Genomic DNA, 25,954 nt, shown 5'->3' on the forward strand with positions numbered 1-25,954 from the left:
GGCCAAACCCCGCCCCCCCGCGGGGGCCGGCCCGGGGGGGGGCGACGGGGGATACGAGGAGAGGGGCAGCGGGGACTTGGCCCTTCTCCTCGAGTCAGGGGGGCGGCTCAGCCCATTTCCTCCAGGGACTTGCCCTTCGTCTCCTTGACGTACTTGAGGACGAACGGGATGGAGAGGGCCGCGAAGACCGTGTAGATCACGTAGGTGCCGGAGAGGTTCCAGTCGGCCAGCGACGGGAAGCTCGCGGTGATGGCCCAGTTGGCGATCCACTGCGCGGAGGCGGCCACGCCCAGGGCGGCGGCGCGGATCCGGTTCGGGAACATCTCGCCGAGGAAGACCCAGACGACCACACCCCAGGACAGGGCGAAGAAGAGGACGAAGACGTGGGCGGCGATCAGGGCGATCCAGCCCTGCGTGGCCGGCAGCTTCCCGTCGACGAGGTCGTAGGAGAAGGCCCAGGCCTCCAGGGCGAGGCCGACGACCATGCCGACCGACCCTATGAGCGCCAGCGGCTTGCGGCCGACGCGGTCCACGAAGATCATCGCGATCACGGTGCCGATGATGTTGATGATCGACGTCGTGAAGGAGTAGAAGAACGAGTCCGTCGGGTCGACGCCCACCGACTGCCACAGCGTGGAGGAGTAGTAGAACGCGACGTTGATGCCGACGAACTGCTGGAAGACCGAGAGGCCGATGCCGATCCAGACGATCGGCTTGAAGAAGAACGAGCCGCCGAGCAGGTCCTTGAACGTCGACTTGTGCTCGCTCTTCATCGCGTGCTCGATCTCGGCGACCCGGGCGTCCAGGTCGGCGTTCTTGCCCTCGACCTCTTCGAGGATCGCGCGGGCGCGCTCCCGCTTGCCGACGGAGAGCAGGAAGCGGGGGGACTCGGGGATCGCGAAGGAGAGCAGGCCGTAGAGGACGGCCGGGATCACCATCACGCCGAGCATGACCTGCCAGGCCTCCAGGCCCATCAGCTTGCCCCGCTGGTCACCGCCGGCGGCGTTGAGCAGACCCCAGTTGACCAGCTGTGAGATGGCGATGCCGACGACGATCGCGGCCTGCTGGAAGGAGCCGAGGCGGCCGCGGTAGGCGGGCGGGGCCACCTCCGCGATGTAGGCGGGGCCGATGACGGAGGCCATGCCGATGGCGAAGCCGCCGATGATCCGCCAGAGCGCGCGGTCCCAGAGGTCGAAGGGCAGCGCCGAGCCCACGGCGCTGATGGTGAACAGCACGGCCGCGATCTGCATGCAGCGGATACGGCCGATCCGGTCGGCTGTCCGGCCCGCGGTCGCGGCGCCGATGGCGCAGCCGATCAGGGCGACGGCGATGACCTGGGCGAGGGCCGCCGACCCGATGTCGTAGCGGCTGCGGATCGCCTCGACGGCACCGTTGATGACCGAGCTGTCGTAGCCGAACAGAAAACCGCCCATCGCGGCCGCCGCCGCGATGAAGATGACGTGCCCCAGGTGATCGGGGTGAGCCGTCCCGGCTGCTGACTGGGGTGCCTGCGTAGTGCTGGTCACAAGAAACTCCTCGGGCCACCGGCAACGCTGCCGGGGTGGGGGTGAGCCCTCTCAGGTCCTCATACCTGAAGGTAAAAGCAACGTTGCAGAGACTATGCCTTCAAGTTTCGAAGTCAATAGCGGATGCAGTGTGAAGTTGCAGATACCACGCAAGGAAAATGCGTTCAATTCTTGAAGGATGGTGGGGTGACACCCCTCCAAGGGGGCACAGGGGGAACTGCGCGACCAGCCACAACGGCGCCGCGCTCGGACCGTCGGCCAGGACCCCGTGTCAGCGAAGCCGCTGGCTGATGACCTTCGACACACCGTCGCCCTGCATGGAGACGCCGTACAGCGCGTCGGCGACCTCCATCGTGCGCTTCTGGTGCGTGATCACGATGAGCTGGGACGACTCCTGGAGCTCCTGCATGATGCGGATCAGCCGCTGCAGGTTGGTGTCGTCCAGGGCCGCCTCGACCTCGTCCATGACGTAGAACGGGCTGGGGCGGGCCTTGAAGATCGACACCAGCATCGCGACCGCGGTCAGCGAGCGTTCGCCGCCGGACAGCAGGGAGAGCCGCTTGACCTTCTTGCCCGGCGGGCGGGCCTCGACGTCCACACCCGTGGTGAGCATGTTGTCGGGGTCGGTGAGGATCAGCCGCCCTTCACCGCCCGGGAAGAGACGGCTGAAGACGCCCTCGAACTCCCTCGCCGTGTCCCGGTACGCCTCCGTGAAGACCTGTTCGACACGTTCGTCGACCTCCTTCACGACCTGCAGCAGGTCGGCGCGGGTCTTCTTCAGGTCCTCCAGCTGCTCACTGAGGAACTTGTGCCGCTCCTCAAGGGCCGCGAACTCCTCCAGGGCCAGCGGGTTCACCTTGCCGAGCTGCTGGTAGGCCCGCTCGGCCGCCTTGAGCCGGCGTTCCTGCTCGGCCCGGTGGAAGGGCTTGGGCTGGTTGCGCGGGTGCTCGGGGTCGTCCGGCAGCACCTCGCCTTCGGCGGCGGGCGAGGGCGGCACGAGCTGGTGCGGACCGTACTCCTCGACGAGCCCCGCCGGTTCGACACCGAGCTCCTCCAGCGCCTTGGCCTCCAGCTGCTCGATCCGCAGCCGCTTCTCCGCTCCGAGTACCTCGCCTCGGTGAACTGAATCCGTGAGTTTGTCGAGCTCCGCCTTGAGGTCGCGGCCGGTGCTGCGGGCGGCGGCCAGTTCCTGCTCGCGGTGGGCCTTGGCGGCCTCGGCCGCTCCGCGTTCCCGCTCCGCCCGGCCGACCGAGACCTCGACGTGCGCGAGCAGTTGCCGCGCGCCGGCGGCGACGGCCTCCGCGACCGCCGCCTCGTGGCGCAGCCGGGCCCGGCGCTGTTCGGCACGCGCGCGTGCCTCGCGTTCCGCGCGGGCGGCGCGGTCGAGGGAGTCGGCACGGCCGGCCAGACCCTTGACCCGCTCCTCGTGGGTACGGACCTGGAGGCGGGCCTCCATCTCGGTCTGGCGGGCGTTGGCGCCGTCGGCGGCGAGCCGGTCCCGTGCGGAGGTGTCGGGTTCCTCCTCGACGGGCATCTCCTCGGCCACGGCGAGGCGCTCGGCGAGGATCTCGACCTCTTCGAGGGCCTTGTCGAGGGCGTCCTGGGCGCGGGCGGCGGCCGCGGTGGAGCGTTCCGCCTCGCCTGCCGCGCCGCGCGCCTGTCCGGCGAGGCGGCCGAGCTGCTGGGCGACCGCCGACTTCTCACGGTCGGCGGCGCGGCGCCGCTCGGCCAGCTCCTCGACGAGCGCCGCGCACTCCCTGCGCCGCTCCTCCGCCGCGTGCTGGGCCTCGGCCAGCTCCTCGCAGCGGACGGCCAGCTCTTCGAGTTCGGCGGCGGCCTCGTCCACGGAGGCCTGTACTTCGAGCAGGCTGGGCGCACCGGCGGAGCCGCCGTGGGCGAAGTGGGCGCCGAGGAGGTCGCCTTCGGCGGTGACGGCGGTGAGGTGGGGGTGGTGGTGGACGAGGTCTTCGGCGGCCTCAAGGGTGTCGACGACGACGATGCCGTGCAGGAGGCGGCGGACGGCGGGCATGAGGTCGGCGGGGCCGCGGACCAGGTCGGAGGCGAGGTGCAGTGAGGGGGGCGTCGTGGCAGGTCGTCGGTCGTCCGCCGCGCCGTCGTGGCTCGTCGCGCCGTTCCCCGCGCCCCCTCGGGGCACTGCCTCGGCACCCGCGATTCCGGCTGCGGGGGCGTCGTGGCTCGTCGCGCCGTTCCCCGCGCCTCCTCGGGGCACTGCCCCGGCACCCGCGATTCCGGCTGCGGGTACGTCGTGGCTCGTCGCGCCGTTCCCCGCGCCCCCTTGGGGCGCTGCCTCGGCGTCGGCGATTGTGGTTGTGGGGGCGTCGTAGCCGGTCGGGACGGCTTGGGGGGCTTCAGGGGGTGCCGCCAGCAGGAGGGCTGCTCTGCCGCCGTCCTGTTTGCGCAGGAGGCGGATGGCGTCGGCTGCGGATGCCGGGGTGGCCACGGCGATGGCGTCCGCGGCCGTGCCGAAGGCTGCTGCCAGGGCGGTCTCGTGGCCCGGGGTGACCGTGAGGAGTTCTGCCGCGGGGCCCAGGATGCCGGTGAGGCGGTCCCGGGCGCCGAGCAGTATGCCCGTGCCGTCCTTGCGGCGCAGGCCCAGCGCCAGCGCCTCGTGGCGGGCCTGGGTCGCCGCGCGCTCGCGTTCCGCCGTGGTGACCGCCTCGCGGGCCGCGGTCAGGGCCGCCTCGGCCTCGGTGAGGCGGTGCCTGGCCTGGTCGTGCTGTGCGGCCAGTTCCTCGTCGCCGGCGTCGAGGCCGTCGACCTCCGCCTTCAGCGCCTCGTACTCCTCCTGCGCCGAGACCGCCCGCTCCTGGGCCTCGTCGCGGGCGGCGGCCAGCCGGTCGATCTCGGCCTGGGCGGACGCGGCGCGGGAGCGGGCCGCCCCCACCTGGCCGTTCAGCCGGGCCAGGCTCTCGCGGCGGTCGGCGATGGAGCGGGCGACGTCCTTCAGGCGCCGCTCCTCAAGGGCGAGCGCACGCTCCAGCTCGGCGCGGTGGGCGACGGTGTCGTCCAGGGCGTGCTGGGCCGCCTCCAGGGAGGCCTCCAGCTCGGCCTCCTGCTCGCGGATGCGGTGGGCCTCGCGCTCCATGTCCTCGGGGTCGCGGCCGCGCCGTTCCTCGGGGGGCGCGGAGGTGGCGCTCTTCACCCGGGCGTCGGCCAGCGAGATGGTGCCGCGGACGCGTTCGGCGAGCTGGGAGAGCTCGTACCAGGTCTGCTGGGCCCGCTGCAGGCGCGGGGTGAGCTGCCGTACCTCGTCCTCCAGGAGGGCCTCCCGCTGGAGAGCCTTCTTCAGCTCCTGCTCGGCGGCTTCCTTGCGTTCCTTGAGGGCGGCCTCGTCGGCGATCTCGGTCTGGAGCGCGTTGCGCAGCCGTACGAGGTCGTCGGCGAGCAGGCGCAGGCGGGCGTCGCGCAGGTCCGCCTGGATGACGGCTGCCCGGCGTGCGACCGCGGCCTGCCGGCCGAGCGGCTTGAGCTGGCGGCGGAGCTCGTCGGTCAGGTCCTGGACGCGGGCCAGGTTCGCCTGCATCGCGTCCAGCTTGCGCAGCGCCTTCTCCTTGCGCTTGCGGTGCTTGAGGACGCCGGCCGCCTCCTCGATGAAGGCGCGGCGGCCCATCGGGTCCGCGTGCAGGACGGAGTCGAGCTGGCCCTGGCCGACGATGACGTGCATCTCGCGGCCGATGCCGGAGTCGGAGAGGAGTTCCTGGATGTCCAGGAGGCGGCAGGTGTCGCCGTTGATCTGGTACTCGCTGCCGCCGTTGCGGAACATGATCCGCGTGATGGTGACCTCGGCGTACTCGATGGGCAGGGCGCCGTCGGAGTTGTCGATGGTCAGGGACACCTCGGCGCGGCCCAGCGGCGGGCGGCCGGTGGTGCCGGCGAAGATGACGTCCTCCATCTTGCCGCCGCGCAGTGACTTGGCGCTGTGCTCGCCCATGACCCAGGTGAGCGCGTCCACCACGTTGGACTTGCCCGAGCCGTTCGGACCGACGACGCACGTGATCCCCGGCTCGAACCGGAGCGTGGTCGCCGAGGCGAACGACTTGAACCCGCGGAGGGTCAGGGCCTTGAGGTGCACGCCGTGGGACTCTACCCGGCGGCGCTACCGCACTCCACGAAGCCTCGCAACCGCGCGGTTTCGCGGATGAACACGCAGGGCACACCAGACGTTAAAGAAGGTGAAAGGATGCGCGGGGCTGGAAGGTCCGGCTCGGGCTCGGGGGCAAGAAAGAAGGGACGCCGGTGGCGTCCCTTGCAAATCTTGACAACTCAAGCGGTTGATATGGGCTGCCCAACCACTGCATGTGCTGTCGTGGAGCGATGCAGCGATCAGGTGAGCGCAGGCTCCGCCTGGTGTGCGTCGATGCTCTCCATGATCCTGTCGTGAGAAGCGGCAGCCGTCAGCGCGTCGTTCTCGGCCTGGATCCGTACGAGCTCGGATTCGAGGTCCTGGACACGCTGCTGGAGCCGTCGCATCTCGGCGAGGAGTCGCGGGTCGGAGCCGCCGACGTAACCGAGAAGCGCCTTTGCCATGATGGATGGTCCTCCACACTGAGTGACCGACCGAAGCGGTGTGGGTCGTGAGGGATCGCACCCGCGGTGCTTGGCACATCCGAGTGTTGCTCGACTGTTGCGCCATGCCAAACAACTAAGGTGCGCGGGGCTTTCAGCGTCTCACCAAAAAGTTTGACGGTCAACACGATCACGCCCCGTATTGGCGGGCGAACCCGCGGTCGGGCGGCCCTGGCCGGGCGGCACTGCGACTGCCGCGGGGCCCTCAGGGCGTGGCATCAGCTGTAAGTGCGGAGCCTGCCACGACCCGCGGTTCTTGGCAACCACCAGGCCCTTTCTGCTCGGGGCACATGCCGGTGGCAGTTCGCTCCGCGTGCGCCGCGCGGCCGCACGGCGCGGGATCAGCGGATGGCGAAGCCGTCGTAGCCGCCCCGTGGTGTGTCCCAGATCTCGGTGACACCCTCGACCCTCCCGGGCGTGTCACCGCCCTGGAGCCAGCCGAGGAGTCCTTCGCAGCCCGCCCGGGAGCCCTCCGCGACCACCTGGACGCGGCCGTCGCCCAGATTGAGAGCAAAACCACTCAGGCCCCCGATCTCCAGTGCCTTGGCCCGCGTGAACCAGCGGAAACCCACACCCTGCACGCGTCCACGGACCCAGGCGACCAGTCGCACATCCTCGCTCATGGGTGCAACCTAACCGGCCAATGTCACTCGGGGCACTTCCTCCCGCAGTGGTTTGGGGTACCGTCCCCACCCAAACGATTCTCATCTGAAACTCACTCGATCGAGTGGGTCCGGTTGACCAGAAGGAGTCATCGGCCACAGCGGCCCCTGGTCGACCCCGACCGCGAGGACGAGGGAAGAGGGCAAGGACATGGGCCGCCACCGACGCCACGCCGCCGGCCGCGCCGCCACGGGCCGCGCCACGGAGACCACGGAGAACCGCGGCTCCTCCCCGGGCGGCCGGGGCCTCCAGGACTCGTACGCGGGCCTCCGCCACGGCACGGGCACGGCGGCCTACCTGCGTCAGGAGCAGTACGCCGACACCGAGGCGCGCAGCTCGGCCTACCTGTTCGCGAGCGAGGACGACTTCGCCCGCTTCATGAGCCCCGCCGGGTACCCGGCCGAGGAGTTCGCCCCGGCCGGCGGCTCCCCCTCGGGCGGTGGGCACCGGCGGCGGAAGAAGTCGGGGCGCCCCGTGGCCACCGGGCTGCTCGGGGTCTCCGCCGCCGTCGCCATCGGCACCGTCGCGGTGGCCACCGGCGTGGTGCCGGGCCTGGAGAGCTACCGGCTCGGCGGCGACAGCAGCACGACCGGCGGCGAGCGGGTGCAGGCCGGCGGCGCGCCCGGCAACACGGCCGCCGAGCAGGGCGGCACCTCGGGCAGCGCCGAGGGCCGCGGCACCGGCTCGTCGACCAGCCGGGACACCCGGCGCCCCGTCTCGCCCACGCCGACGGCGTCCGCCTCGAAGTCCGCCGCCTCCGCCGCCCCCGCGTCCGACTCCGCGTCGCCCGCCCCGGCGAAGACGCCGGCCGGGAAGCCGGCGCCCACCGCCACGCCCTCCACGGAGCCGACGGCCACCCCGAGCCGGACGGCCACCAAGGCGCCGGTGCGGACCGCGACACCGGTCGCCTCCGCGGACGAGGCCGCCGTCGAGGCCGAGGTGCTGAAGCTGGTGAACGAGGAGCGGGCCAAGGTCGGCTGCAGCGCGCTGTCGGCGAACCCATCGCTGACCGGGCTGGCCGAGGCGTTCAGCGACGACATGGCAGCGCGGGACTTCTTCGACCACACCGATCCCGACGGCAACACTCCGTGGGACCGGGCCGCGGCGGCCGGAATATCCGACCTCGGCGGCGAGAACATAGCCCGCGGCCAGGCCACCGCCCAGGACGTCATGGACGCCTGGATGAACAGCGAGGGCCACCGGGCCAACATCCTGAACTGCGACTTCAAGACGCTCGGGGTCGGGGTGCACCTGGGCGACGGCGGCCCGTGGTGGACGCAGGACTTCGGGTACTAGCCGGCAGACTGCGGCGATCAGTGCGCTAACCAACAGTTAGCGCACCCTGTCGGTTAGCGTCGTGCTCCCTTAGGCTTGACGCATGACCATCACCCAGGACAGCGTCGCGGAGCCGCAGCCGCAGCCGCAGCCGCAGCCGCCGTACGACGTCTTCGCCCGGGCCTGTCCCTCCCGCACCACCCTTGAACACGTCATGGGCCGCTGGGGCGGGCTCACCCTGAGCGCGCTGCACGAGGGGTCGTTCCGGTTCAACGAGCTGCGCCGGCGCGTGGACGGCGTCAGCGAGAAGATGCTCTCCCAGACGCTCCAGGCACTGGAGCGCGACGGCCTGGTGCACCGGGAGGCGCAGCCGACCAACCCGCCGCGCGTCGACTACGAGCTCACCCCGCTCGGCCACGAGGTCGCCGAGCGCCTCCTGGCCGTCGTCCACTTCGTGGAGAGCAGGATGGACGAGGTGCTGGCCGCCCGCGAGCGCTACGACGAGACGCGCGGCGCCCGCTGACACGTCGGGCAGAAGTAGCTGGACCGGTTCATCCAGGGCCGCCTGCGCATCGGCGTACCGCACCGCCGGCAGGGCAGCCCCTCGCGGCCGTAGGCGTCCAGTGAGCGGTCGAAGTACCCCGACTCGCCGTTGACGTTGACGTACAGGCTGTCGAAGCTGGTGCCGCCTACGGCCAGGGCCGCGTTCATCACGTCCCGCACGTGGCCGAGGAGTTCGGCGGTGCGGGGGCGGGTGAAGCCGGCCGTCGGCAGCTCGTAGTGGACGCGGGCGCGCCACAGTGCCTCGTCGGCGTAGATGTTGCCGACTCCGCTGATCAACGACTGGTCGAGGAGCGCCCTCTTGATGGTGGTCCGCTTCCGGCGCAGGGCCTGGTGGAAGGCCTCGTCGTCGAACAGCGGGTCGAGGGGGTCGCGCGCGATGTGCGCGATGACGTCCGGCAGCCCGTCGGGGGTGTTGTCGTGCAACGACAGTCCGCCGAAGGTGCGTTGGTCGACGAACCGGAGTTCCGTACCCAGGCCGTCGGCGAACCTGACGCGGATGCGCAGGTGCTTCTCCTCGGCCGCCTCGTGCGGCTGGACCAGCAGCTGACCGCTCATGCCGAGGTGCGCGAGGACCGACTGGTTGGTGTCCTCCAACGGCAGCCACAGGTACTTGCCGCGTCGGCTCGGGATGCCGACGCGGTGTCCCTTGAGCCGGTGCGTGAAGTCGTCGGCGCCGGCCAGGTGCCGGCGTACGGCACGCGGGTGCAGGACCTCGGCCTCGGCCACCACGCGATGGGCGACCCACCGCTCCAGGCCGCGCCGTACGACCTCCACCTCGGGCAGTTCAGGCATCGGGGCTCCCGGGAAGGACCATGGAAGACAAGACCATGGAAGACTCCGAGCGCCCGCCCCTTCGACTGCCGGGTGCGGGCGCTCGGACTGTGCTGTTCTGACTGTGCTGTTCTGACTGTGCTGTTCTGACTGAGCTGTTCTGGCAGTGCTGTTCGTCAGGCGGAGGCGGCGGACGACGACGAGTCGTCGTCCTGCTCGGCCTCGGCTGCGGCCGCCTGCTCGGCTGCCGCGGCCTTGGCACGCTCGTCCGCGGCGGCGCGGATGGCGCGCCAGGCGGACTCGGCGGCCTGCTGCTCCGCCTCCTTCTTGCTGCGGCCGGTGCCGGTGCCGTACGAGACGCCTCCGACGCGGGCGGCAGCAGTGAAGGTCTTCTCGTGGTCGGGGCCGGTCTCCGTGACCAGGTACTCGGGCACGCCGAGGCCCTCCGTCGCGGTGAGCTCCTGGAGACTGGTCTTCCAGTCCAGGCCGGCTCCGAGGTTCGAGGACTTCTCGATCAGCGGGTCGAAGAGCCGGTGCACCAGCTCGGACGCCGAGTCGAGGCCCTGGTCGAGATAGACCGCGCCGATCACCGCTTCCAGGGTGTCGGCGAGGATGGACGCCTTGTCCCGGCCGCCCGTGCCCTCTTCACCCCGGCCGAGCCGGATGAAGGAACCCAGGTCGAGACCGCGGCCCACCTCCGCGAGCGCACGCGAGTTCACCACCGCGGCCCGCAGCTTGGCCAGCTGGCCCTCGGGCAGGTCGGGGTGGGTCTTGTACAGCGTGTCCGTGACGACGAGACCGAGGACGGAGTCACCGAGGAACTCCAGCCGCTCATTCGTCGGCAGACCGCCGTTCTCGTACGCGTAGGAACGGTGGGTCAGCGCACGCACCAGAAGGGCGGACTCAAGCTTGTAGCCGAGCCGCCCTTCCAGAAGCGTGTGGGACGAGGCCGTGCTGTCCGCCTTCTTCTTGGCGGTTGGGTCCGCCTTGGGCTCATCGCCCTTCTTTGGACTGGACACAGTGCCTCTCACCTGGCCGCTCAGACTTCGAGGACCTGGCGCTTGTTGTAGGTGCCGCAAGACGGGCACGCGATGTGCTGCTGCTTGGGCTCGTGGCAGCGCTCGCACGCAACCAGGGTGGGGACCGCAGCCTTCCACTGCGACCGGCGGTGGCGCGTGTTGCTGCGCGACATCTTCCGCTTCGGAACAGCCACGGCTACTTCTCCTGCTTCTCGTCGACGCCCGCTTCCGCGTCAGCGCCGCTCATCTCGTCCTTCTCGCCGTCCTTCATGGAACCGGCGAGTCCCTGCAAAGCCGCCCAACGGATGTCGACGGCGTCATGGTGGTGGTCCGGGTCGTCCGTGAGCCGGGCTCCGCACTCGGAGCACAGGCCCAGGCAGTCGTCCTGGCACACCGGCTGCATCGGCAGTGCGAGCACCACCGCATCACGCAGCACGGGTTCGAGGTCGAACAGGCCGTCCTCGATGAAGAACCTGTCCTCGTCGTCCTCGGCGTCGTCGCCCGGTTCCGCGATCACGCGGCCCCGGTCGTCGGCGTCAGGGTACGAGAACAGTTCCTGGAAGTCCGCTTCGAGCTCCTGCTCGACCGGCTCCAGACACCTTACGCACTCCCCCTCGGCCTGTGCACGGGCGGTGCCTGTGACGAGCACACCTTCCATGACCGACTCGAGCCGGAGTTCGAGCTCCACCGGGGCGCCCTGCGGCACTCCGATGACCCCCTTGATCCCGAAGTCCTCGGGAGCGTCGACCGTGCGGGTCAGGCGCTGCAGCGCACCGGGACGCCGCCCCAGCTCGTGCGTGTCGAACACGAACGGGTTGCGGTGGTCGAGACGCGCGTGAGGAGCCATTCCTGCTTTCGATCTTCGAGTTCAGAGGGACGCCGTCCGGAGATGTCTCCGGGCAGCGTGGATCGCGGACGTAGACGCGACCGAAGAGCCAGGATACTGGACCTTTCGCTGTCGGCCCAATCCGCCGGTCCTGGGCTGTCTTCCGCCCGGTCCTACAGGCCCCGGCCCTGCTCGTAGGCGCGCAACTGCTCCGGCGTGATCATGCCGGTGTCGAAGAGGCTGGTCTCGTCGAGCGCGTACGACTGGTGCTGCTGGTGCTGGGCCGCCGGCTGCTGCTGGGGGTCGTAGACGGGCTGCTGGCCGGTGTCGTAGCCCTGGTAGGCGGCCGCCGCGTAGGGATCGGCCTGCTGGTAGCCGTAGGGGTCCTGCTGGTAGCCGTACGCGTCCTGCTGGGCGTAGACGGGCTGCTGCTGGGGGTAGCCGTACGGATCCTGCGCCCCTGGCTGCTGCGGGGGCTGCTGGTCGTACTGCGGCTGCTGCGGGGACTGCGCGGCGGCGGGCTGCTCGGCCTGGGCCGCCCGTTGGTCCTGGTCGGCGAGGGCCGCGAGGTCGGCCAGGTAGTCGGCGTCGCTGGAGTGCTGGAAGGTCGTGGTGTCGTCGGCGAGGGCGCCGAGGTCGTCGGTGGCGATCCGGCCGTGCAGCTTGGCGCGGCCCTTGCCGACCGCTTCCAGGGTCTTGGCGAGGACCGCCTCGAAGGCGCCGAGCTTGGCGTCGACGTACGCGTCGGCGTCCCGGCGCAGGGTCTCGGGGTCGTGGCTGCGCTCGGGGGCGTCCTCGTCCTCGTAGCCCTGCTCGTCCAGGCCGGGGCCGGTGCCGAGCAGCTTCTCGCGGCCGCGGCCGACCGAGCCGAGGGTCTTGGTGAGGACGACCTCGAAGTTGGCGAGCTTGGAGTCGACGTAGTCGTCGGCCTCGGCGCGGACCTCCTCGGCCTCCTGGCGGGCCTCGGCGAGGATCCGGTCGGCCTCGGCCTGCGAGCGGCGGGCCACCTCGGTGTCGGAGATCAGCGAGCCGCGCTCGGCGTGCGCGGTCTCGATGATCCGCTCGGCCTCCATCCGGGCCTGCTCGACCATCTGGTCCCGGTCGCCGATCAGCTCCTGGGCCTGCGCGAGGGAGCCGGGCAGCGCCTGGCGCAGCTCTTCGAGCATCGCGAGCAGCTCGGCGCGGTTGACCACGCACGATGCCGACATGGGCATGGACCGGGCGCCGGAGACCGCGCTCACGATGTCGTCGAGCTTCTTCTGCACGTCCACCTGTGCTCGCCACTCTCTACAGCTGGGTTGGAGACGGACGGGACGACTGTAGCCCCATCAGTCCTTACCGAGACGCTTGTTGAGGGCCTCCAGCACGGCCGGCGGAACCAGGTGGGCGATGTCGCCGCCCCACTGGGCCACTTCCTTGACCAATGAGGAGGAGAGGAAACTGTAGGTCGGGTTGGTCGGCACGAACAGCGTCTCGACACCCGACAGGCCGTTGTTCATCTGGGCCATCTGCAGCTCGTAGTCGAAGTCGCTGACGGCCCGCAGGCCCTTGACGATCGCGGGGATGTCGCGCTGCTTGCAGAAGTCGACGAGGAGGCCGTGGAAGGACTCGACCCGGACGTTGCCGTAGTCGGCGGTGACCGTGCGGATCAGGTCGATCCGCTCGTCGATCTCGAACAGGCCCTTCTTGGACTTGTTGATCATCACCGCGACGTAGACCTCGTCGTACAGACGGGACGCGCGGGCAATGATGTCGAGGTGTCCGTTGGTGATGGGGTCGAACGACCCGGGACAGACGGCGCGGCGCACTAGTGATCCCTCGCTCTCCGGTCCGGTCATCGTGCGTCTTCGCACGTAGCGGCGGCGCGACCGTACCAAAACGTTCCCTCGCCGTAGCGACGGGACCGGAGGGCCTCGAAGCCGGCCGGCCAGTGGAAATCGCCGCCTCTGGTGCTGCGCTCCACGGTGACGATCGCCTCCGGCGCTAGCCAGCCCCCCGAGTGGAGTGTGAGGAGAATCTCCCGAAGATCGTGATCTGCGACGGCGTAGGGCGGGTCGAGGAAGACGAGGTCGTACGGCTGGGCGGGCGCCGGGGTCTGGATGACCTGCTCGGCCCTGGCCGCCCGCACCTCGGCGCCGGGGAGGCCGAGGTTCTTCACGTTCTCCCGCACCACGCGGGCGGCTCTCGCGTCGGCCTCCACCAGGAGGGTGTGGGCCGCACCCCGGGAGAGTGCCTCCAGGCCCACGGCGCCCGAGCCCGCGTAGAGGTCGAGGACGCGTTCGCCGTCCAGGGGGCCGCCGAGGAGGGACTGCCAGGTGGAGAAGAGGGCTTCGCGTGCGCGGTCGGAGGTGGGCCGGGTTCCTGTGCCGGGCGGTACGGAGAGGCGCCGTCCGCCTGCCTGGCCGGCGATCACGCGGGTCATCTCGAATCCTCGGTCGGGGGTTTCCGGGGTGGTTACGGATTCAGTCTGGCAGCAGGTGCGTGCGGGGTGCTCGCGCCCACGCGGCGGAGCCGCACATCGACACGGCCCCGCGCCCCTTTCGGGGCGTGGTTGCTCAGCCCTTTTCCAGGTACTGCTCCCTCTCCTCGTCCAGGAGGGCGTCCAGGGCCGTTCTCAGGCCCGGGAGGTCGGTCAGCTCGGGGTCGCGGGCCACCAGCGCCGTCGCCTCCTCCCGCGCCTCCGCGATGATCTCCTCGTCGTCGATCACCGCGAGGACGCGGAGGCTGGAGCGGGCGCCCGACTGGGCCTGGCCCAGGACGTCGCCCTCTCTGCGCTGTTCCAGGTCGAGGCGGGAGAGCTCGAAGCCGTCCAGGGTGGAGGCGACCGCCGTGAGGCGCTGGCGGGCGGGGCTCGCCTCCGGCATCTCCGTGACCAGGAGGCACAGGCCCGGCGCCGAGCCGCGGCCCACCCGGCCGCGCAGCTGGTGGAGCTGGGAGACGCCGAAGCGGTCGGCGTCCATGATGACCATGGCGGTGGCGTTCGGGACGTTCACGCCGACCTCGATGACCGTGGTGGCCACCAGGACGTGGGTGTCGCCCGCGGCGAAGCGGCGCATCACCGCGTCCTTGTCGTCGGGGTGCATCCGGCCGTGCAGGACCTCGACCGTGAGGCCGCTCAGCGGGCCCCTGGCGAGGTGGTCGGCCACCTCCAGGACGGCCAGCGGGGGGCGCTTCTCCGCCTCGTCCTCGGCGGTCTTCCTCGCCTTCTTCGGATCGTCCTCCTCGTCGCCGATGCGGGGGCAGACGACGTAGGCCTGGTGGCCGTTGCCGACCTCCTCCCTGACCCGCTCCCAGGCGCGGGCCAGGAAGTGGGGCTTGTCGGCGGCCGGGACGACGTGGGTGGCGATCGGGGAGCGGCCGGCCGGGAGCTGGTCCAGGACGGAGGTCTCCAGGTCGCCGAAGACCGTCATCGCGACCGTGCGGGGGATGGGGGTGGCGGTCATGACGAGGAGGTGGGGCGGCTGCTTTCCCTTGCCGCGCAGGGCGTCCCGCTGCTCGACGCCGAAGCGGTGCTGCTCGTCCACCACGACCAGGCCCAGGTCGTGGAACTGGACCTTGTCCTCGATGAGCGCGTGCGTGCCGATCACGATGCCCGCCTCGCCCGTGGCCAGGTCCAGCATGGCCTGGCGGCGGGCGGCCGTGCCCATCGAGCCGGTGAGGAGGACGACCTTAGTGGCGTGCTCCGCCCCGCCGAGCATGCCGCCCTCGGCCAGCTCGCCCATCATCTCGGTGATCGAGCGGTGGTGCTGCTGGGCCAGGACCTCGGTGGGGGCGAGCATGGCCGCCTGACCGCCCGTGTCGACGACGGCGAGCATGGCGCGGAGCGCGACCAGGGTTTTGCCCGAACCGACCTCGCCCTGGAGGAGCCGGTGCATCGGATGCTCCGTCGCCAGGTCGTCGAAGATCTCCTTCGAGACCTTGCGCTGGCCGTCCGTGAGCGTGAAGGGGAGCCGGTCGTCGAAGGCCGTCAGGAGGCCGTCGGGGGCCGGTTCGCGGGCCACCGCCGGGAGCAGGGCGTCGGTGTGGCGGCGGCGGGCCAGGGCGACCTGGAGGACGAACGCCTCGTCCCACTTGAGGCGGTCGCGGGCGGCCGCGATGTCCGCCTTGGTGTGCGGGCGGTGGATCTTGAGGAGGGCCTCGGGGAGGGAGATCAGGCCGCGGCCCTCGCGGAGCGCCGGCGGGAGGGGGTCCAGGGCCTCCTGGGCGCTGGGCAGGACCGTCTGGACGGCCTTGCCGATCTTCCAGGACTCCAGTTTGGCGGTGGCCGGGTAGAGCGGGATCAGGGCTCCGGCCCAGGTCTCCACGGATTCGGCCGGGTCCTCGCCGCGCAGCAGTTCGTAGGCCGGGTGGGCCAGTTGCAGGCGACGGTTGAAGACCGAGACCTTGCCGGCGAACATCGCCCGGGTGCCGGGCAGGAGTTCCTTGTGGGGCTTGTGCACGCCGTTGCCGAAGAAGACCAGTTGGAGCCGGCCGCTGCCGTCGGTGATCGTGACCTCCAGGCGCTGGCCCTTGCCGCGGGGCGCCTTGGCGGAGGCGAAGGTGTGCAGGCGGGCGTCGGCGACCATGGCGACCACCGTGACGTGCTCGTCCATCGGGAGGTCGGCGAGGTGGGTGAGCTGGCCGCGCTCCTCGTATCTGCGGGGGTAGTGGTGCAGGAGGTCGCCGACGGTGTGCAGGCCGAGGTGCTCGGCCATCACCTTCGCGGTGGCTGGGCCGAGCACTGACTTCAGCGGTTGTTTCAGTGGTTCTTCCAGTGCGGGCACGAGATCCATTGCACACCACGCCACTGACAATGCCGGATACGGTTCGGGAAACCCCTGGTCAGACGGTCGTTTTGAGTCATAGGATGGCGGGCTCCGGCCATCCTTTCCGCGGTCACCGCCCCACCAGGGACCGCCCGACCCCGCGCCGACCGCGTCTTCCCCCCTTCGGCTTCGGCGCAGCGACGATGGACTCCCAGACCTCACAGGCATCCCAGGCAGCACAGCCGCCTCATACGTTTCAGGTCGACCTGCGCGGTCTGGTGGACCTGCTCTCCCATCACCTGTACTCCAGTCCCAAGGTCTACCTGCGCGAGCTGCTGCAGAACGCCGTGGACGCGATCACCGCGAGACGGGCCGAGCAGCCCGACGCCCCGGCGCGGGTGCGGCTCTACGCCGACGGCAGCGCCCTGCGGGTGGAGGACAGCGGCGTCGGGCTCACCGAGTCGGACGTGCACGACCTGCTGGCCACGATCGGGCGCAGCTCCAAGCGGGGAGACGGGCTGCAGGAGGCCCGCTCCGGCTTCCTGGGCCAGTTCGGCATCGGGCTGCTGGCCTGTTTCGTGGTCGCCGAGCGGATCCGGGTGGTCAGCCGCAGCGCCCGGACGCCGGACGCGCCGCCCGTGGAGTGGACGGCCCGGGACGACGGGTCGTACAGCGTGCGGACGTTGGCGCCCGAGGCCCGGCCCGAGCCGGGCACCACCGTGCACCTGGTGGCGCGGGCGGGTGCGGCGGAGTGGCTGGACGAGCGGCGGGTGCTGGCGCTGGCGCGGGACTTCGGGTCGCTGCTGCCGTACGACGTGCGGGTGGGCGACGAGTCGGTCACCGATCTGCCGGCGCCCTGGGACCGGCCGTACCCCTCTCCCGGCACCCGGCGGGTGGCGCTGGCCCGGCACTGCCACGAGCTGTTCGGGTTCACGCCGCTGGACTCGATCGCGCTGGACGTGCCGCTGGCCGGGATCCGGGGGGTGGCGTACGTGCTGCCGTCGGCGGTGAGTCCGGCGCAGCGGGCCACGCACCGGGTGCACCTCAAGGGCATGCTGCTCACCGAGCGGGCCGAACAGCTGCTGCCGGACTGGGCGTTCTTCGTGCGCTGCGTCCTGGACACGGACAGTCTGCGGCCGACGGCCTCGCGCGAGTCGCTGTACGAGGACGAGACGCTGGCGGCCGTACGGGAGGCGCTCGGCGAGCGGATCCGGTCCTGGCTGACCGGGCTGGCGGCCGGTGATCCGGAGCGGCTCTCCGCGTTCCTGGCCGTGCACCACCTCGGGGTGAAGTCGCTGGCGCGGCACGACCGGGAGATGCTGCGGACCATGCTGCCGTGGCTTCCCTTCGAGACGACGGACGGGCAGCTGTCGCTGGAGGAGTTCGCGCAGCGGCACCCGGTGGTGCACTTCACGCGGACGGTCGAGGAGTACCGGCAGGTCGCGCCGATCGCCTCGGCGCAGGGCGTCGGGGTGGTCAACGGCGGTTACACGTACGACAGTGAGCTGGTCGAGGCGCTGCCGTCGGTGCGGCCCGGGACGGTGGTCGCGGAGCTGGACGCGGACACCGTGACCGCGCACCTGGACGCGGTGGACCCGGCTGAGGAGCTGGCGATGGCCGGGTTCCTGGGGGTGGCGCGGGCGAAGCTCGACCCACTGCAGTGCGACATCGTGCTGCGCGCCTTCCACCCCCTCTCGGTGCCCGCCCTCCACCTCGACGACCGCGCCGCCCGCCACGAACAGGCCCGCGCTCAGGCCGAGGAGCAGGCCGACGACCTGTGGGCGGGCATCCTGGGCTCGCTGCGCGGCAGCGCGCCCCGCGCCCGGCTGGTGCTCAACCACCTCAACCCGCTGATCCGGCGGATCAGCTCGCTCAAGGACCCGGAGCTGATCGGCACCGCGACCGAGTCGCTCTACGGTCAGGCGCTGCTGATGGCCCAGCGCCCGCTGCGGCCGGCCGACTCGGCGCTGCTCAACCGCTCGTTCATCGGCCTCCTGGAATGGGCCACGCATGGGGAAGGCGATCACTGATGGAGATTGCTGACTTCGACTCGCTGCGCCGGGCGCTGGCGGAGAACTCCGAGGCGCCGGAGGGGCCCGCCCGCAACGCGCGCGCCGAGCAGCTGCTGGTGGCGGCCGAGAAGCTGAACATCCCGCTCGCCGTGATCGAGGCGCTCGGGCACCAGCTGAAGGTCTACAACTACAGCTCCGAGAAGGACAAGATGTTCGTCCCGTTCGCGCGGCTGCTGCGGATGTGGGACGAGCGGCCCGAGGACTTCGACGAGTACGAGGCGCATTCGCTGCACTGGGTCTTCAAGTGGATGACGGCCGGCATGCTCGACCAGCCGGACGTCCCGCTCGCCTCGATCGAGAAGTGGCTGGGCGAGATGGAGCACCGCTACCGGCTGGCCGGGCACTCCGAGCGGGCGGTGCGCAGCGCCGAGTTCAGTGTCGCCGCGCACGTCGGTGACCTCCCGCGCGCGGAGCGGGCGTACGCGGCCTGGCTGGCGGCGGACCGGGACCGGATGGCCGACTGCCACGCGTGCGAGCTGCACGGGCAGGGCGGCTGGCAGCTGCGGAACGGCCGGGACGCGCAGGCGCTCCAGGTGTGGGGGCCGGTGCTGGAGGGCGAGTACAGCTGCGCCCACGAGCCGCACACGGTGCTGGCGTCGTCCCTGGCCCCGCTGCTGCGGCTCGGCCGCCTCGACGAGGCCCGCGCGCACCACCTGCGTGGCTTCCGGCTCGTCCGCCCCATGGAGAGCATGCGGGGCGCCTATGCGGACCATGTCGAGTTCTGCGCGCTGACCGGCAACGAGGCGCGTGGCCTGGAGCTGGTGGCGGAACGTCCCGCCTACTTCACGGACACCGGGCAGCCGCGCAGCCGGATGGAGTTCCTGACGGTCGTGGCGCTGCTGATGGACCGGCTGACCGGGCTGGGGCTCGGCGGGCAGCGGGTGCCGGGGCCGGCCGGGCGGCCCTGGACCGCGGACGAGCTGGCCGGGCACGCGCGCGCCCAGGCCCTGGAGCTGGCCGCGCGGTTCGACGCCCGCAACGGCACCTCCTACGTCGGCGACCGGGTGCGCGAGCGGATGGCGCAGCGGCCGCTCGCCGACCGGCTGCCGCTGGGGGTGCGGGCGGTGCGGACCGTGGCCGCCGGTCCGCACGTGCCGGTCGTCAAGGCGCCCGCGCCGGGGCGGTCCGATTCGGCGGAGCGGCCGTCGCTGCCCGCGCTGCTGGCCGAGGCGCGCAGGCTGTCGGACACGCTGCAGCCGCACGCCCTGGAGGCCTGGGCGGCGGTCGCGGAGGCCGCCGAGGAGACCGAGGTGGACACGTACGTCCGCGCGGAGATCGCCGACCACACGGCGATGGGGCGCGGCCCGGAGGGTGTCGAGCTGTTCGAGCGGGCGGCGGAGCTGTACGCGGAGGCGGGCGACGAGGGCGAGGCGATCGCGGCACACGCGCGTGCCGCCTATGTCCGCGCGCTGTCCGGGGAGCTGGACGAGGCGCTGGCCGCGATCGACGAGCCGTACGACCGGATCCTCGCCCTGTACGCCGAGGACGCGACGGGCGTACGGCAGACGGCGTCCGTGCTGATGAGCCGGGCGCGGATCCTGATGCGTCAGGTGCACGAGCGGTCCGCGGGCGCCGCGGACGCCGAGCAGGCGGTGCGGGAGCTGCTGGCGCTGGTCGGCGGGCGCGGCGGGTCGGACGTACGGCTGGTGTCCCGGGCGGCCGAGGGGCGGGCGATGCTCGCCGAACTGGCCGAGCACGCCGGGGACGGAGAGCGGGCGGGCGAGCTGTTCCGGCAGGCGTCGGCGCAGTTCGTCGGTGCGGAGCTGCCGTGGTTCGCGGTCGAGTACGAGGTGCGGGTGGCCGGGCTCGCCCACGAGCAGGGCGATCTGGCCGAGGCGGAGCGGGCGCTTCGCGCGGCGCTGGAACACGGCGGTCCGTACGTGGAGCCGGTGGGGCGGGCCCAGCTGCATCTGCAGCTCGCCGAGGTCGTCGGCGGGCGGGGGGCGGCCGAGGAGGCCGCCGAGCACGCCCTTCAGGCCGCGCACTGGGCCGACGAGGCCGGCGAGAGCGGCACGCTGGGCGCGTGGGCCCGGCACCAGCTGGGCGGCTTCCTGCTGCGCCAGGGGCGGTTCGCGGAGGCCGCCGAGGTGCTGGAGTCGGCGCTGCCCGACCTGACCGCCGAGACGCACGGCGACGGCGCGGTCGTGCAGACCCAGTGGTGGCTCGGGGACTGCCTGAGCGAGCTGGGCGAGCACCACGCGGCCGCCGAGCGTCGGTTGCAGGCGGCCGAGATCGCCCGGCACTGGCCGGAGCAGCACGACCACGCCACCCTGGCCCACCTGGCCGCCGAGTCGCTGGGCAACGCGGGGCTGCCCGCCGAGGCGGACCGGGCGTACACGCGCGCGGGCGAGTTGTGGCGGGCGATGGGCAACGTGCACTTCCTGGTGCGCTCGCTGCGGGCCCGCGCGTGGCTGGCGCTGCGGACCGAGGCGGGGGCGGAGGGCGCGCGGACGCTGATGGCCGACGCGGTCCGGGAGTGCGAGGCGGCGCTGGAGGCCGTCGACGACCCGGCCGCGGCGGACCGGCTCGCCGGGGAACTCGGTCACACCCACCGGCAGTTCGGCGACCTGCTGGCGCGTTCCGTGCCGGAGGACGCCGACGACCCGGCGATCCAGGAGGCGTTCGAGGCGGCGCTCGCGGAGATGGCCGCGGCGATCTCGGTCTTCGCCATGCTGGGCGAGGACGGGCTGCACCACCGCACCGCGGCGGAACTGGCCGCGGGGTGGCTGGAGGCCGACCTCAGCCGCCCGGCCGCGGCGGCCGCACGCGCGCGTGCGGTGCTGGACGCCTACGAGGGCGCCGACCCGGCCGACGAGACGGTCCGGGCCCGGCGGGCGGAGGCCCGGCAGCTGCTGGAGCCCACGGAGGAGTGAGGGCGGCGGGCGGAGGAGGGCTCACTCGACGCCGATGAGGAGCGGGGCCCCCTGCCGGCCGCCCCGGTAGACCACCGTGTCGACGGCGAGGTAGGCCTCGCGCACGCGGGCCTCCAGGCGCTCGGCGACGCCCTCGGGCGCCTCGTCGCCGAGGACCAGGGTGACCAGCTCGCCGCCGGCCTGGAGCATGCGGTCCAGGACGGTCTCGGCGGTGGCCGTGACGTCCGAGCCGATCACCGCCACGTCGCCGTCTATCAGACCCAGCACGTCCCCGGCCTGGCAGATGCCGGCCATGGTCCAGGACTGCCGCTCCGCGAGCACCACCTCGGCGTAGCGGGTGGCGCCGGCCGCCGAGGTCATCTGGACGACGTCCTCGTCGAACCGGCGGTCCGGCTGGTGCACGGCGAGCGCGGAGATGCCCTGGACCGCGGAGCGGGTCGGGATGAGGGCGACCCGGATGCCCTCCGCGCGGACCTGCTCGGCCGCCGCGGCCGCCGTGTGCCGCAGGTCGGCGTCGTTGGGCAGCAGCACCACCTCGCGCGCGTGGGCGCGCCGTACGGCGTCCACCAGCTCCCCGCTGGCCGGCGGCTCCCCGGGGCGCGCGAGCACGGTGGTCGCGCCGGCCTCGGTGTAGAGCCCGGCCAGCCCCTCCCCCGGCACGACGGCCACCACGGCCCGCTGCGCCCGCTCGCGCGGCGGCCGCTGCCCGCCGGTGTGCACGTCCCCGGCGCCGAAGTGCGTGATCCGGATCCGGTACGGCCGCCCGGCCTCGACCCCGGCCTCGACGGCGGCGCCGGCGTCGTCGACGTGCACGTGGACGTTCCACAGGCCGTCGCCGCCGACCACCACCAGGGAGTCGCCGAGGGCGTCCAGCCGGGCCCGCAGCCGGTCCACGGCGGCCTCGCCGGCCTCCAGGAGGTAGATCACCTCGAAGGCGGGCCCGCCGGCGGCCTCGGCGCAGCTCTCGGCGCGGGCCTCGGAGACGGCGTCCCCGCGCGCTTGCCCGACCGGGCCCGGCACGCACGCGGACGCGTCGAAGGCCGTCGGCGTCTCCCCCGTGAACGCCTCCACCAGCGCGCCGAGCACCGCGACCAGCCCCCGTCCGCCGGCGTCCACCACGCCGGCCCGCTGAAGCGCGGCCAGCTGTCCCGGAGTCGCCGCGAGCGCCGTGCACGCGCCCTCGTAGGCGGCCCGTGCGACCGCCCCGCAGTCGCCGTCGGCGGCGTCGGCGGCGTCCGCCGCGGCCGCCGCGACCGACAGCACGGTGCCCTCGACGGGATGGGCGACGGCCCGGCGGGCGGCGTCGGCGGCGTGCCGCAGGGCGAGCCGCAGCCCGTCGGCGTCGATGTGAGTCGTCTCACCCTCGGTGAGGACGTGGGCCATGCCGCGCAGCAGTTGCGCGAGGATCGTGCCGGAGTTGCCGCGCGCGCCTATGAGGGCGCCGTGCGCCATCGCGCGGACGGCGTCGGCCAGGGTCGGCACCTCCTCGCCCAGCTCGTAGCCGGCGAAGACCGCCTCCACGGCTCCCGCGGCCGATTCCACCGTCATGTACAGGTTCGTACCGGTGTCGCCGTCAGCCACCGGATAGACATTGATCGCGTCGATCTCCTCGCGTGCCCGCCCGAGCGCGCCGAGTGACAGTCCGCACCAGGTGCGCACCGCGAGAGCATCGAAGAATGTCTGCGGCACCTGCGCCACCTGCGCCTCCTTGAGCCGGCCGACCGTGGACGCAGCGTAGACCCCGGAGGGGTGTCCGCCGGAAGCGGGCCGGGGGCGGGCCCCTGAGCTGCCATGCTAGTTTCGTGTCACGGACGCAGTCGTTGTATGCTGCTCCGGTTGCCCGATCCGATCGGGCCATTCCCCTGGCAACGCCACTCAAGATCTTCGATCCGTAGGATCTCGATCCCGGCACGCCGGGATCCAACCGTAAGTGCATCTGAAGTCTTTGGAGTGACCCGTGGCTGCCAACTGCGACGTCTGCGGCAAGGGGCCGGGCTTCGGCAACAACATCTCGCACTCGCACCGCCGTACGTCCCGCCGCTGGAACCCGAACATCCAGCGTGTGCGTACCGTGGTCGGCGGGACGCCGAAGCGCGTGAACGCCTGCACCTCGTGCATCAAGGCCGGCAAGGTCTCGCGCTGACGCACTGTCGCTGAGCGCGCGGCCACCGCTGGTTCGCTGCACCGAGCCGGTCCACCTTCGGGTGGGCCGGCTTTTTGCCGTACCCGACTTCAGGCACGCACACCAGGCACACCAGTTCGAACAGGGGCCAGCGGTCGCGAGGCCGGCTCCGAGCGGCGTCAGGCCGCGGGACTGCCCGGCCCGGTGCCGGGCCTGAGGGCCCAGCCGTGGTGCACGGGTCCGATCCCGGCGCCGAGCGCGAAGCCGGCGGCGATCGCCCCGGTCACGTACTCCTTGGCGGTCGCCACCGCCTCCGGTACGGACTGCCCCTTCGCGAGCTGCGAGGCGATCGCGGACGCGAGGGTGCAGCCCGTGCCGTGGGTGTGCCGGTTGTCGTGGCGCGGCGCGCGCAGCAGGAACTCGTCCGTGCCGTCGGTGAGCAGGTCGACGGCGTCGCCGGGGAGGTGACCGCCCTTGACGAGCGCCCACTTCGGCCCGTACGCCAGCACGGCCGCCGCGGCCCGGCGCAGATCCGCCTCGGAGTCGACGCGCACGCCGGTGAGCCGGGCCACCTCGTCGAGGTTCGGGGTGGCGACGGTGGCCAGCGGGAGGAGTGCGGTGCGGACCGCGTCCAGCGCGGAGGCGGCGAGCAGCGGGTCGCCGTGCTTGGAGACGCCGACCGGGTCGACGACCACGGGCGCGTCGGTGCCGGCGAGCAACTCGGCCACCGCTTCGACGAGTTCGGCCGAGGCGAGCATGCCGGTCTTCACCGCGTCGACGCCGATGTCGTCGACCACGCTCCGGTACTGGGCCCGCACCGCCGGCACCGGCAGCTCCCAGGCGCCCTGCACGCCCACGGAGTTCTGCGCGGTGACCGCCGTGAGCACGCTCATGCCGTGCACGCCCAGCGCGAGCATGGTCTTCAGGTCGGCCTGGATCCCGGCCCCGCCGCCCGAGTCGGAGCCCGCGACCGTCAGCACCCGTGGCGGGCTCACGACTCGATGTCCCCGAAGTGGTCCCAGCCGCCCTTGCTGGTCCAGGGCGCCCCGTCGACCGTCACCTGGGGCAGCGCGGAGGGGTTCAGGACCTCGCCGATGACCTTCCAGCGGGCGGGCAGCTTCACGTCCGGCGGGAAGGTGGCCACGATCGCGTGGTCCTCGCCGCCGGTCAGCACCCACTGGATGGGGTCGACGCCGACGGCCTGGCCGATGTCGTTCATCTGGGTCGGGATGTCGATCGCGCCGGAGCGGATGTCGATGCGGACCTTGCTGGCCTCGGCGATGTGCCCGAGGTCGGCGATCAGCCCGTCGCTCACGTCGCACATCGCGGTCGCGCCGAGGGCGGCGGCGGCCGGACCCGCGTGGTACGGCGGCTCGGGACGCCGGTGCGCCTCCACGAACGCCCGCGGCGAGCGGAAGCCGCGGGAGAGCACCGCGTAGCCGGCCGCGGACCAGCCCAGCCAGCCCGTGACGGCGATCAGGTCGCCGGGCTGGGCGCCGGCCCGGGTGACCGGCTCCTGGTTGCGCAGATCGCCGAGCGCCGTGATCGACACCATGATCGTGTCGCCGCGGACCACGTCACCGCCGACCACCGAGGCGCCGGCCACCTGGCATTCGTCGCGCAGGCCGTCCATCAGCTCGCTGGGCCAGGTCACCGGCAGCTCGGCGGGCACCACCAGGCCGAGCAGCAGGGCGGTCGGCACGGCGCCCATGGCGGCGATGTCCGCGAGGTTCTGCGCGGCCGCCTTGCGGCCCACGTCGTAGGCCGTGGACCAGTCGCGGCGGAAGTGCCGGCCCTCCAGCAGGATGTCGGTGCTCGCCACCACCCGGCGGTCGGGCGCGGCGACCACCGCGGCGTCGTCGCCGGGACCGACCCGGACCGCCGGAGTGGTGGTGAGACGGGAGGTGAGCTCCCTGATGAGCCCGAACTCCCCGAGCTCACCAACAGTGCCCTTCATTGCCCTTACGCCCCTTCTCTGCCTTGCCGTGCCCGCTCGCGCGTCACCGTCGTCCTGGATACGGTCGAGGTGACCGTCAACATCTGCCGTGCCTGCACCCCGGCGCGCGATCCCCTGTCCGCGCAGGTCTCCCCGCGGCGAGCGGCGACGCGATACCGTGGCGTTCCTTTTCCCCACATGATCCTCGTGGCCGCCCTGGAGGTTCCGTGGTACAGGCGTACATCCTGATCCAGACGGAGGTCGGCAAAGCGTCGACCGTCGCCGAGACGATCAGCAAGATCCCCGGCGTCATCCAGGCCGAGGACGTGACAGGACCGTATGACGTCATCGTGCGGGCGCAAGCCGACACCGTCGATGAACTGGGTCGCATGGTGGTCGCGAAGGTCCAGCAAGTGGACGGCATCACGCGCACCCTGACCTGCCCGGTCGTCCATCTGTAGCCCCCGTCTACCCTTGGCCGGTGAACATCTTCCGTCACCGGCCGTACGGTCTGCCCGCGCTCGCCGCGCTGATGATCGCGGCAGCGGGCTGCTCATCAGCAGACGACGCCCCGTCGGCGGCGGTTCCCAGTCCTGGCGCGGCCGCCGTGCGGCTCTGCGATCGCCTTGACCGGGTGCTGCCGACGAAGGTGGACAAGCTGGGCCGACGGGATCCGGAACCGGCCTCCGCACTGACCGCCGGCTGGGGCGACGACCCGGCGATCATACTGCGGTGCGGGGTTTCGCGGCCCGCGAGGATGGCCGATCCGGAGGCCGACGGGGTCGAGGTGAACGGGGTGGGGTGGCTGCTGGAGCAGCGGGCCGACCACTCGTTCCGGTTCACGACGACGTTGCGGAAGGCGTATGTCGAGGTGACGATTCCGGCGGGGCGGACGGGGGACGGCATGGCGCCGTTGGTGAGCCTGGCGCCTGCCGTCAAGAGGGCGGTACCGGAGGGGATCGCCGACTGAGCGCG

The 25,954-nt window shown here is 72.2% G+C and carries 22 protein-coding genes; 7 read left to right on the top strand and 15 right to left on the bottom strand.

Translation table 11 applies throughout. The features are described from left to right. Positions 1-107 precede the first annotated feature (107 nt). The 4 genes from AB0M11_RS32610 to AB0M11_RS32625 all read right to left on the bottom strand — a co-directional run bounded on the left by AB0M11_RS32610 (position 108) and on the right by AB0M11_RS32625 (position 6,736). Positions 108-1,526: a sugar porter family MFS transporter gene (locus tag AB0M11_RS32610; RefSeq protein ID WP_365711735.1), complete on the bottom strand. Its 1,419-nt coding sequence runs from the start codon at positions 1,524-1,526 to the stop codon at positions 108-110. 271 nt (positions 1,527-1,797) lie between these two features. After that, positions 1,798-5,619, bottom strand: a complete 3,822-nt coding sequence (locus AB0M11_RS32615; RefSeq protein ID WP_365711736.1) for an AAA family ATPase — start codon at positions 5,617-5,619, stop codon at positions 1,798-1,800. Positions 5,620-5,870: 251 nt separating this feature from the next. Beyond that, a complete protein-coding gene (locus AB0M11_RS32620; protein ID WP_058922942.1) occupies positions 5,871-6,074 on the bottom strand; it encodes a hypothetical protein in 204 nt (67 codons plus the stop codon). A 380-nt stretch (positions 6,075-6,454) separates the two neighbouring features. Beyond that, on the bottom strand, positions 6,455-6,736 hold the full coding sequence (locus AB0M11_RS32625; protein WP_365711737.1) for an acylphosphatase: 282 nt from the start codon (positions 6,734-6,736) through the stop codon (positions 6,455-6,457). Between the two features lie 190 nt (positions 6,737-6,926). Between AB0M11_RS32625 and AB0M11_RS32630 the strand changes: the two genes are divergently transcribed. Both AB0M11_RS32630 and AB0M11_RS32635 read left to right on the top strand, forming a co-directional pair. After that, on the top strand, positions 6,927-8,072 hold the full coding sequence (locus AB0M11_RS32630; protein WP_365711738.1) for a CAP domain-containing protein: 1,146 nt from the start codon (positions 6,927-6,929) through the stop codon (positions 8,070-8,072). Positions 8,073-8,154: 82 nt separating this feature from the next. After that, complete coding sequence (locus AB0M11_RS32635; RefSeq protein WP_365711739.1) at positions 8,155-8,574, top strand: helix-turn-helix domain-containing protein; 420 nt, start codon at positions 8,155-8,157, stop codon at positions 8,572-8,574. Here AB0M11_RS32635 and mutM read toward each other — a convergent pair. The 8 genes from mutM to recG all read right to left on the bottom strand — a co-directional run bounded on the left by mutM (position 8,547) and on the right by recG (position 16,003). Further along, a complete protein-coding gene (mutM, locus tag AB0M11_RS32640; RefSeq protein ID WP_365711740.1) occupies positions 8,547-9,407 on the bottom strand; it encodes a bifunctional DNA-formamidopyrimidine glycosylase/DNA-(apurinic or apyrimidinic site) lyase in 861 nt (286 codons plus the stop codon). The two genes, AB0M11_RS32635 and mutM, sit on opposite strands and share 28 nt — an antisense overlap. Before the next feature lie 155 nt (positions 9,408-9,562). Continuing rightward, positions 9,563-10,417 carry a ribonuclease III gene (gene rnc / locus AB0M11_RS32645; RefSeq protein ID WP_365711741.1) on the bottom strand — a complete coding sequence of 285 codons (855 nt, stop codon included), beginning with the start codon at positions 10,415-10,417 and terminating at the stop codon, positions 9,563-9,565. An 8-nt stretch (positions 10,418-10,425) separates the two neighbouring features. Next, positions 10,426-10,599, bottom strand: coding sequence for a 50S ribosomal protein L32 (gene rpmF / locus AB0M11_RS32650; RefSeq protein ID WP_003951102.1), 174 nt, complete (start codon positions 10,597-10,599; stop codon positions 10,426-10,428). Positions 10,600-10,601: 2 nt separating this feature from the next. Further along, positions 10,602-11,252, bottom strand: coding sequence for a YceD family protein (locus AB0M11_RS32655; protein ID WP_132889797.1), 651 nt, complete (start codon positions 11,250-11,252; stop codon positions 10,602-10,604). Between the two features lie 152 nt (positions 11,253-11,404). Continuing rightward, positions 11,405-12,502 carry a cell division initiation protein gene (locus AB0M11_RS32660; protein WP_365711742.1) on the bottom strand — a complete coding sequence of 366 codons (1,098 nt, stop codon included), beginning with the start codon at positions 12,500-12,502 and terminating at the stop codon, positions 11,405-11,407. A 57-nt stretch (positions 12,503-12,559) separates the two neighbouring features. Beyond that, complete coding sequence (gene coaD / locus AB0M11_RS32665) at positions 12,560-13,039, bottom strand: pantetheine-phosphate adenylyltransferase (protein WP_365711761.1); 480 nt, start codon at positions 13,037-13,039, stop codon at positions 12,560-12,562. Between the two features lie 26 nt (positions 13,040-13,065). Then, complete coding sequence (gene rsmD, locus AB0M11_RS32670) at positions 13,066-13,653, bottom strand: 16S rRNA (guanine(966)-N(2))-methyltransferase RsmD (protein WP_365711743.1); 588 nt, start codon at positions 13,651-13,653, stop codon at positions 13,066-13,068. A 133-nt stretch (positions 13,654-13,786) separates the two neighbouring features. Beyond that, positions 13,787-16,003, bottom strand: a complete 2,217-nt coding sequence (recG, locus tag AB0M11_RS32675) for an ATP-dependent DNA helicase RecG (protein ID WP_365711744.1) — start codon at positions 16,001-16,003, stop codon at positions 13,787-13,789. A gap of 176 nt (positions 16,004-16,179) precedes the next feature. Here recG and AB0M11_RS32680 point away from each other — a divergent pair, with 176 nt between their 5' ends. Together AB0M11_RS32680 and AB0M11_RS32685 are read left to right on the top strand one after the other, a co-directional pair. Continuing rightward, positions 16,180-18,006, top strand: coding sequence for an HSP90 family protein (locus tag AB0M11_RS32680; protein WP_365711745.1), 1,827 nt, complete (start codon positions 16,180-16,182; stop codon positions 18,004-18,006). After that, entirely contained in the window at positions 18,003-20,921 is a 2,919-nt protein-coding gene (locus AB0M11_RS32685) for a tetratricopeptide repeat protein (protein WP_365711762.1), read from the top strand. The genes AB0M11_RS32680 and AB0M11_RS32685 overlap by 4 nt, the downstream gene beginning before the upstream one ends. 21 nt (positions 20,922-20,942) lie before the next feature. Here the strand turns inward: AB0M11_RS32685 and AB0M11_RS32690 are convergent, their stop codons facing one another. Beyond that, positions 20,943-22,619, bottom strand: a complete 1,677-nt coding sequence (locus tag AB0M11_RS32690) for a DAK2 domain-containing protein (RefSeq protein ID WP_365711746.1) — start codon at positions 22,617-22,619, stop codon at positions 20,943-20,945. Positions 22,620-22,878: 259 nt separating this feature from the next. Here AB0M11_RS32690 and rpmB point away from each other — a divergent pair, with 259 nt between their 5' ends. Next, entirely contained in the window at positions 22,879-23,064 is a 186-nt protein-coding gene (gene rpmB, locus AB0M11_RS32695) for a 50S ribosomal protein L28 (protein WP_003993230.1), read from the top strand. 158 nt (positions 23,065-23,222) lie between these two features. Here rpmB and thiD read toward each other — a convergent pair whose 3' ends face one another. Together thiD and AB0M11_RS32705 are read right to left on the bottom strand one after the other, a co-directional pair. Then, a complete protein-coding gene (thiD, locus tag AB0M11_RS32700; RefSeq protein WP_365711747.1) occupies positions 23,223-24,038 on the bottom strand; it encodes a bifunctional hydroxymethylpyrimidine kinase/phosphomethylpyrimidine kinase in 816 nt (271 codons plus the stop codon). Further along, complete coding sequence (locus tag AB0M11_RS32705; RefSeq protein ID WP_089098531.1) at positions 24,035-25,000, bottom strand: thiamine-phosphate kinase; 966 nt, start codon at positions 24,998-25,000, stop codon at positions 24,035-24,037. Before AB0M11_RS32705 ends, thiD begins: the two co-directional genes overlap by 4 nt. A gap of 206 nt (positions 25,001-25,206) precedes the next feature. On the opposite strand from AB0M11_RS32705, the gene AB0M11_RS32710 reads away from it, so the two are divergent. Next, entirely contained in the window at positions 25,207-25,440 is a 234-nt protein-coding gene (locus tag AB0M11_RS32710; protein WP_028802415.1) for an Lrp/AsnC ligand binding domain-containing protein, read from the top strand. A 20-nt stretch (positions 25,441-25,460) separates the two neighbouring features. Continuing rightward, a complete protein-coding gene (locus tag AB0M11_RS32715; protein WP_365711748.1) occupies positions 25,461-25,949 on the top strand; it encodes a DUF3515 domain-containing protein in 489 nt (162 codons plus the stop codon). Positions 25,950-25,954 lie beyond the last annotated feature (5 nt).

This window comes from Streptomyces sp. NPDC051987 (genome assembly GCF_040680735.1).
GTDB lineage: Bacteria > Actinomycetota > Actinomycetes > Streptomycetales > Streptomycetaceae > Streptomyces.

Excerpts from the sequence above, each read along its gene's own strand:
- AB0M11_RS32620 (WP_058922942.1), bottom strand. The coding sequence starts at position 6,074 with ATGGCAAAGGCGCTTCTCGGTTACGTCGGCGGCTCCGACCCGCGACTC.
- recG (WP_365711744.1), bottom strand. The coding sequence starts at position 16,003 with ATGGATCTCGTGCCCGCACTGGAAGAACCACTGAAACAACCGCTGAAG.
- AB0M11_RS32630 (WP_365711738.1), top strand. The coding sequence starts at position 6,927 with ATGGGCCGCCACCGACGCCACGCCGCCGGCCGCGCCGCCACGGGCCGC.
- rsmD (WP_365711743.1), bottom strand. The coding sequence starts at position 13,653 with ATGACCCGCGTGATCGCCGGCCAGGCAGGCGGACGGCGCCTCTCCGTA.
- AB0M11_RS32705 (WP_089098531.1), bottom strand. The coding sequence starts at position 25,000 with ATGAAGGGCACTGTTGGTGAGCTCGGGGAGTTCGGGCTCATCAGGGAG.
- AB0M11_RS32625 (WP_365711737.1), bottom strand. The coding sequence starts at position 6,736 with ATGAGCGAGGATGTGCGACTGGTCGCCTGGGTCCGTGGACGCGTGCAG.
- AB0M11_RS32635 (WP_365711739.1), top strand. The coding sequence starts at position 8,155 with ATGACCATCACCCAGGACAGCGTCGCGGAGCCGCAGCCGCAGCCGCAG.
- AB0M11_RS32680 (WP_365711745.1), top strand. The coding sequence starts at position 16,180 with ATGGACTCCCAGACCTCACAGGCATCCCAGGCAGCACAGCCGCCTCAT.
- mutM (WP_365711740.1), bottom strand. The coding sequence starts at position 9,407 with ATGCCTGAACTGCCCGAGGTGGAGGTCGTACGGCGCGGCCTGGAGCGG.
- AB0M11_RS32655 (WP_132889797.1), bottom strand. The coding sequence starts at position 11,252 with ATGGCTCCTCACGCGCGTCTCGACCACCGCAACCCGTTCGTGTTCGAC.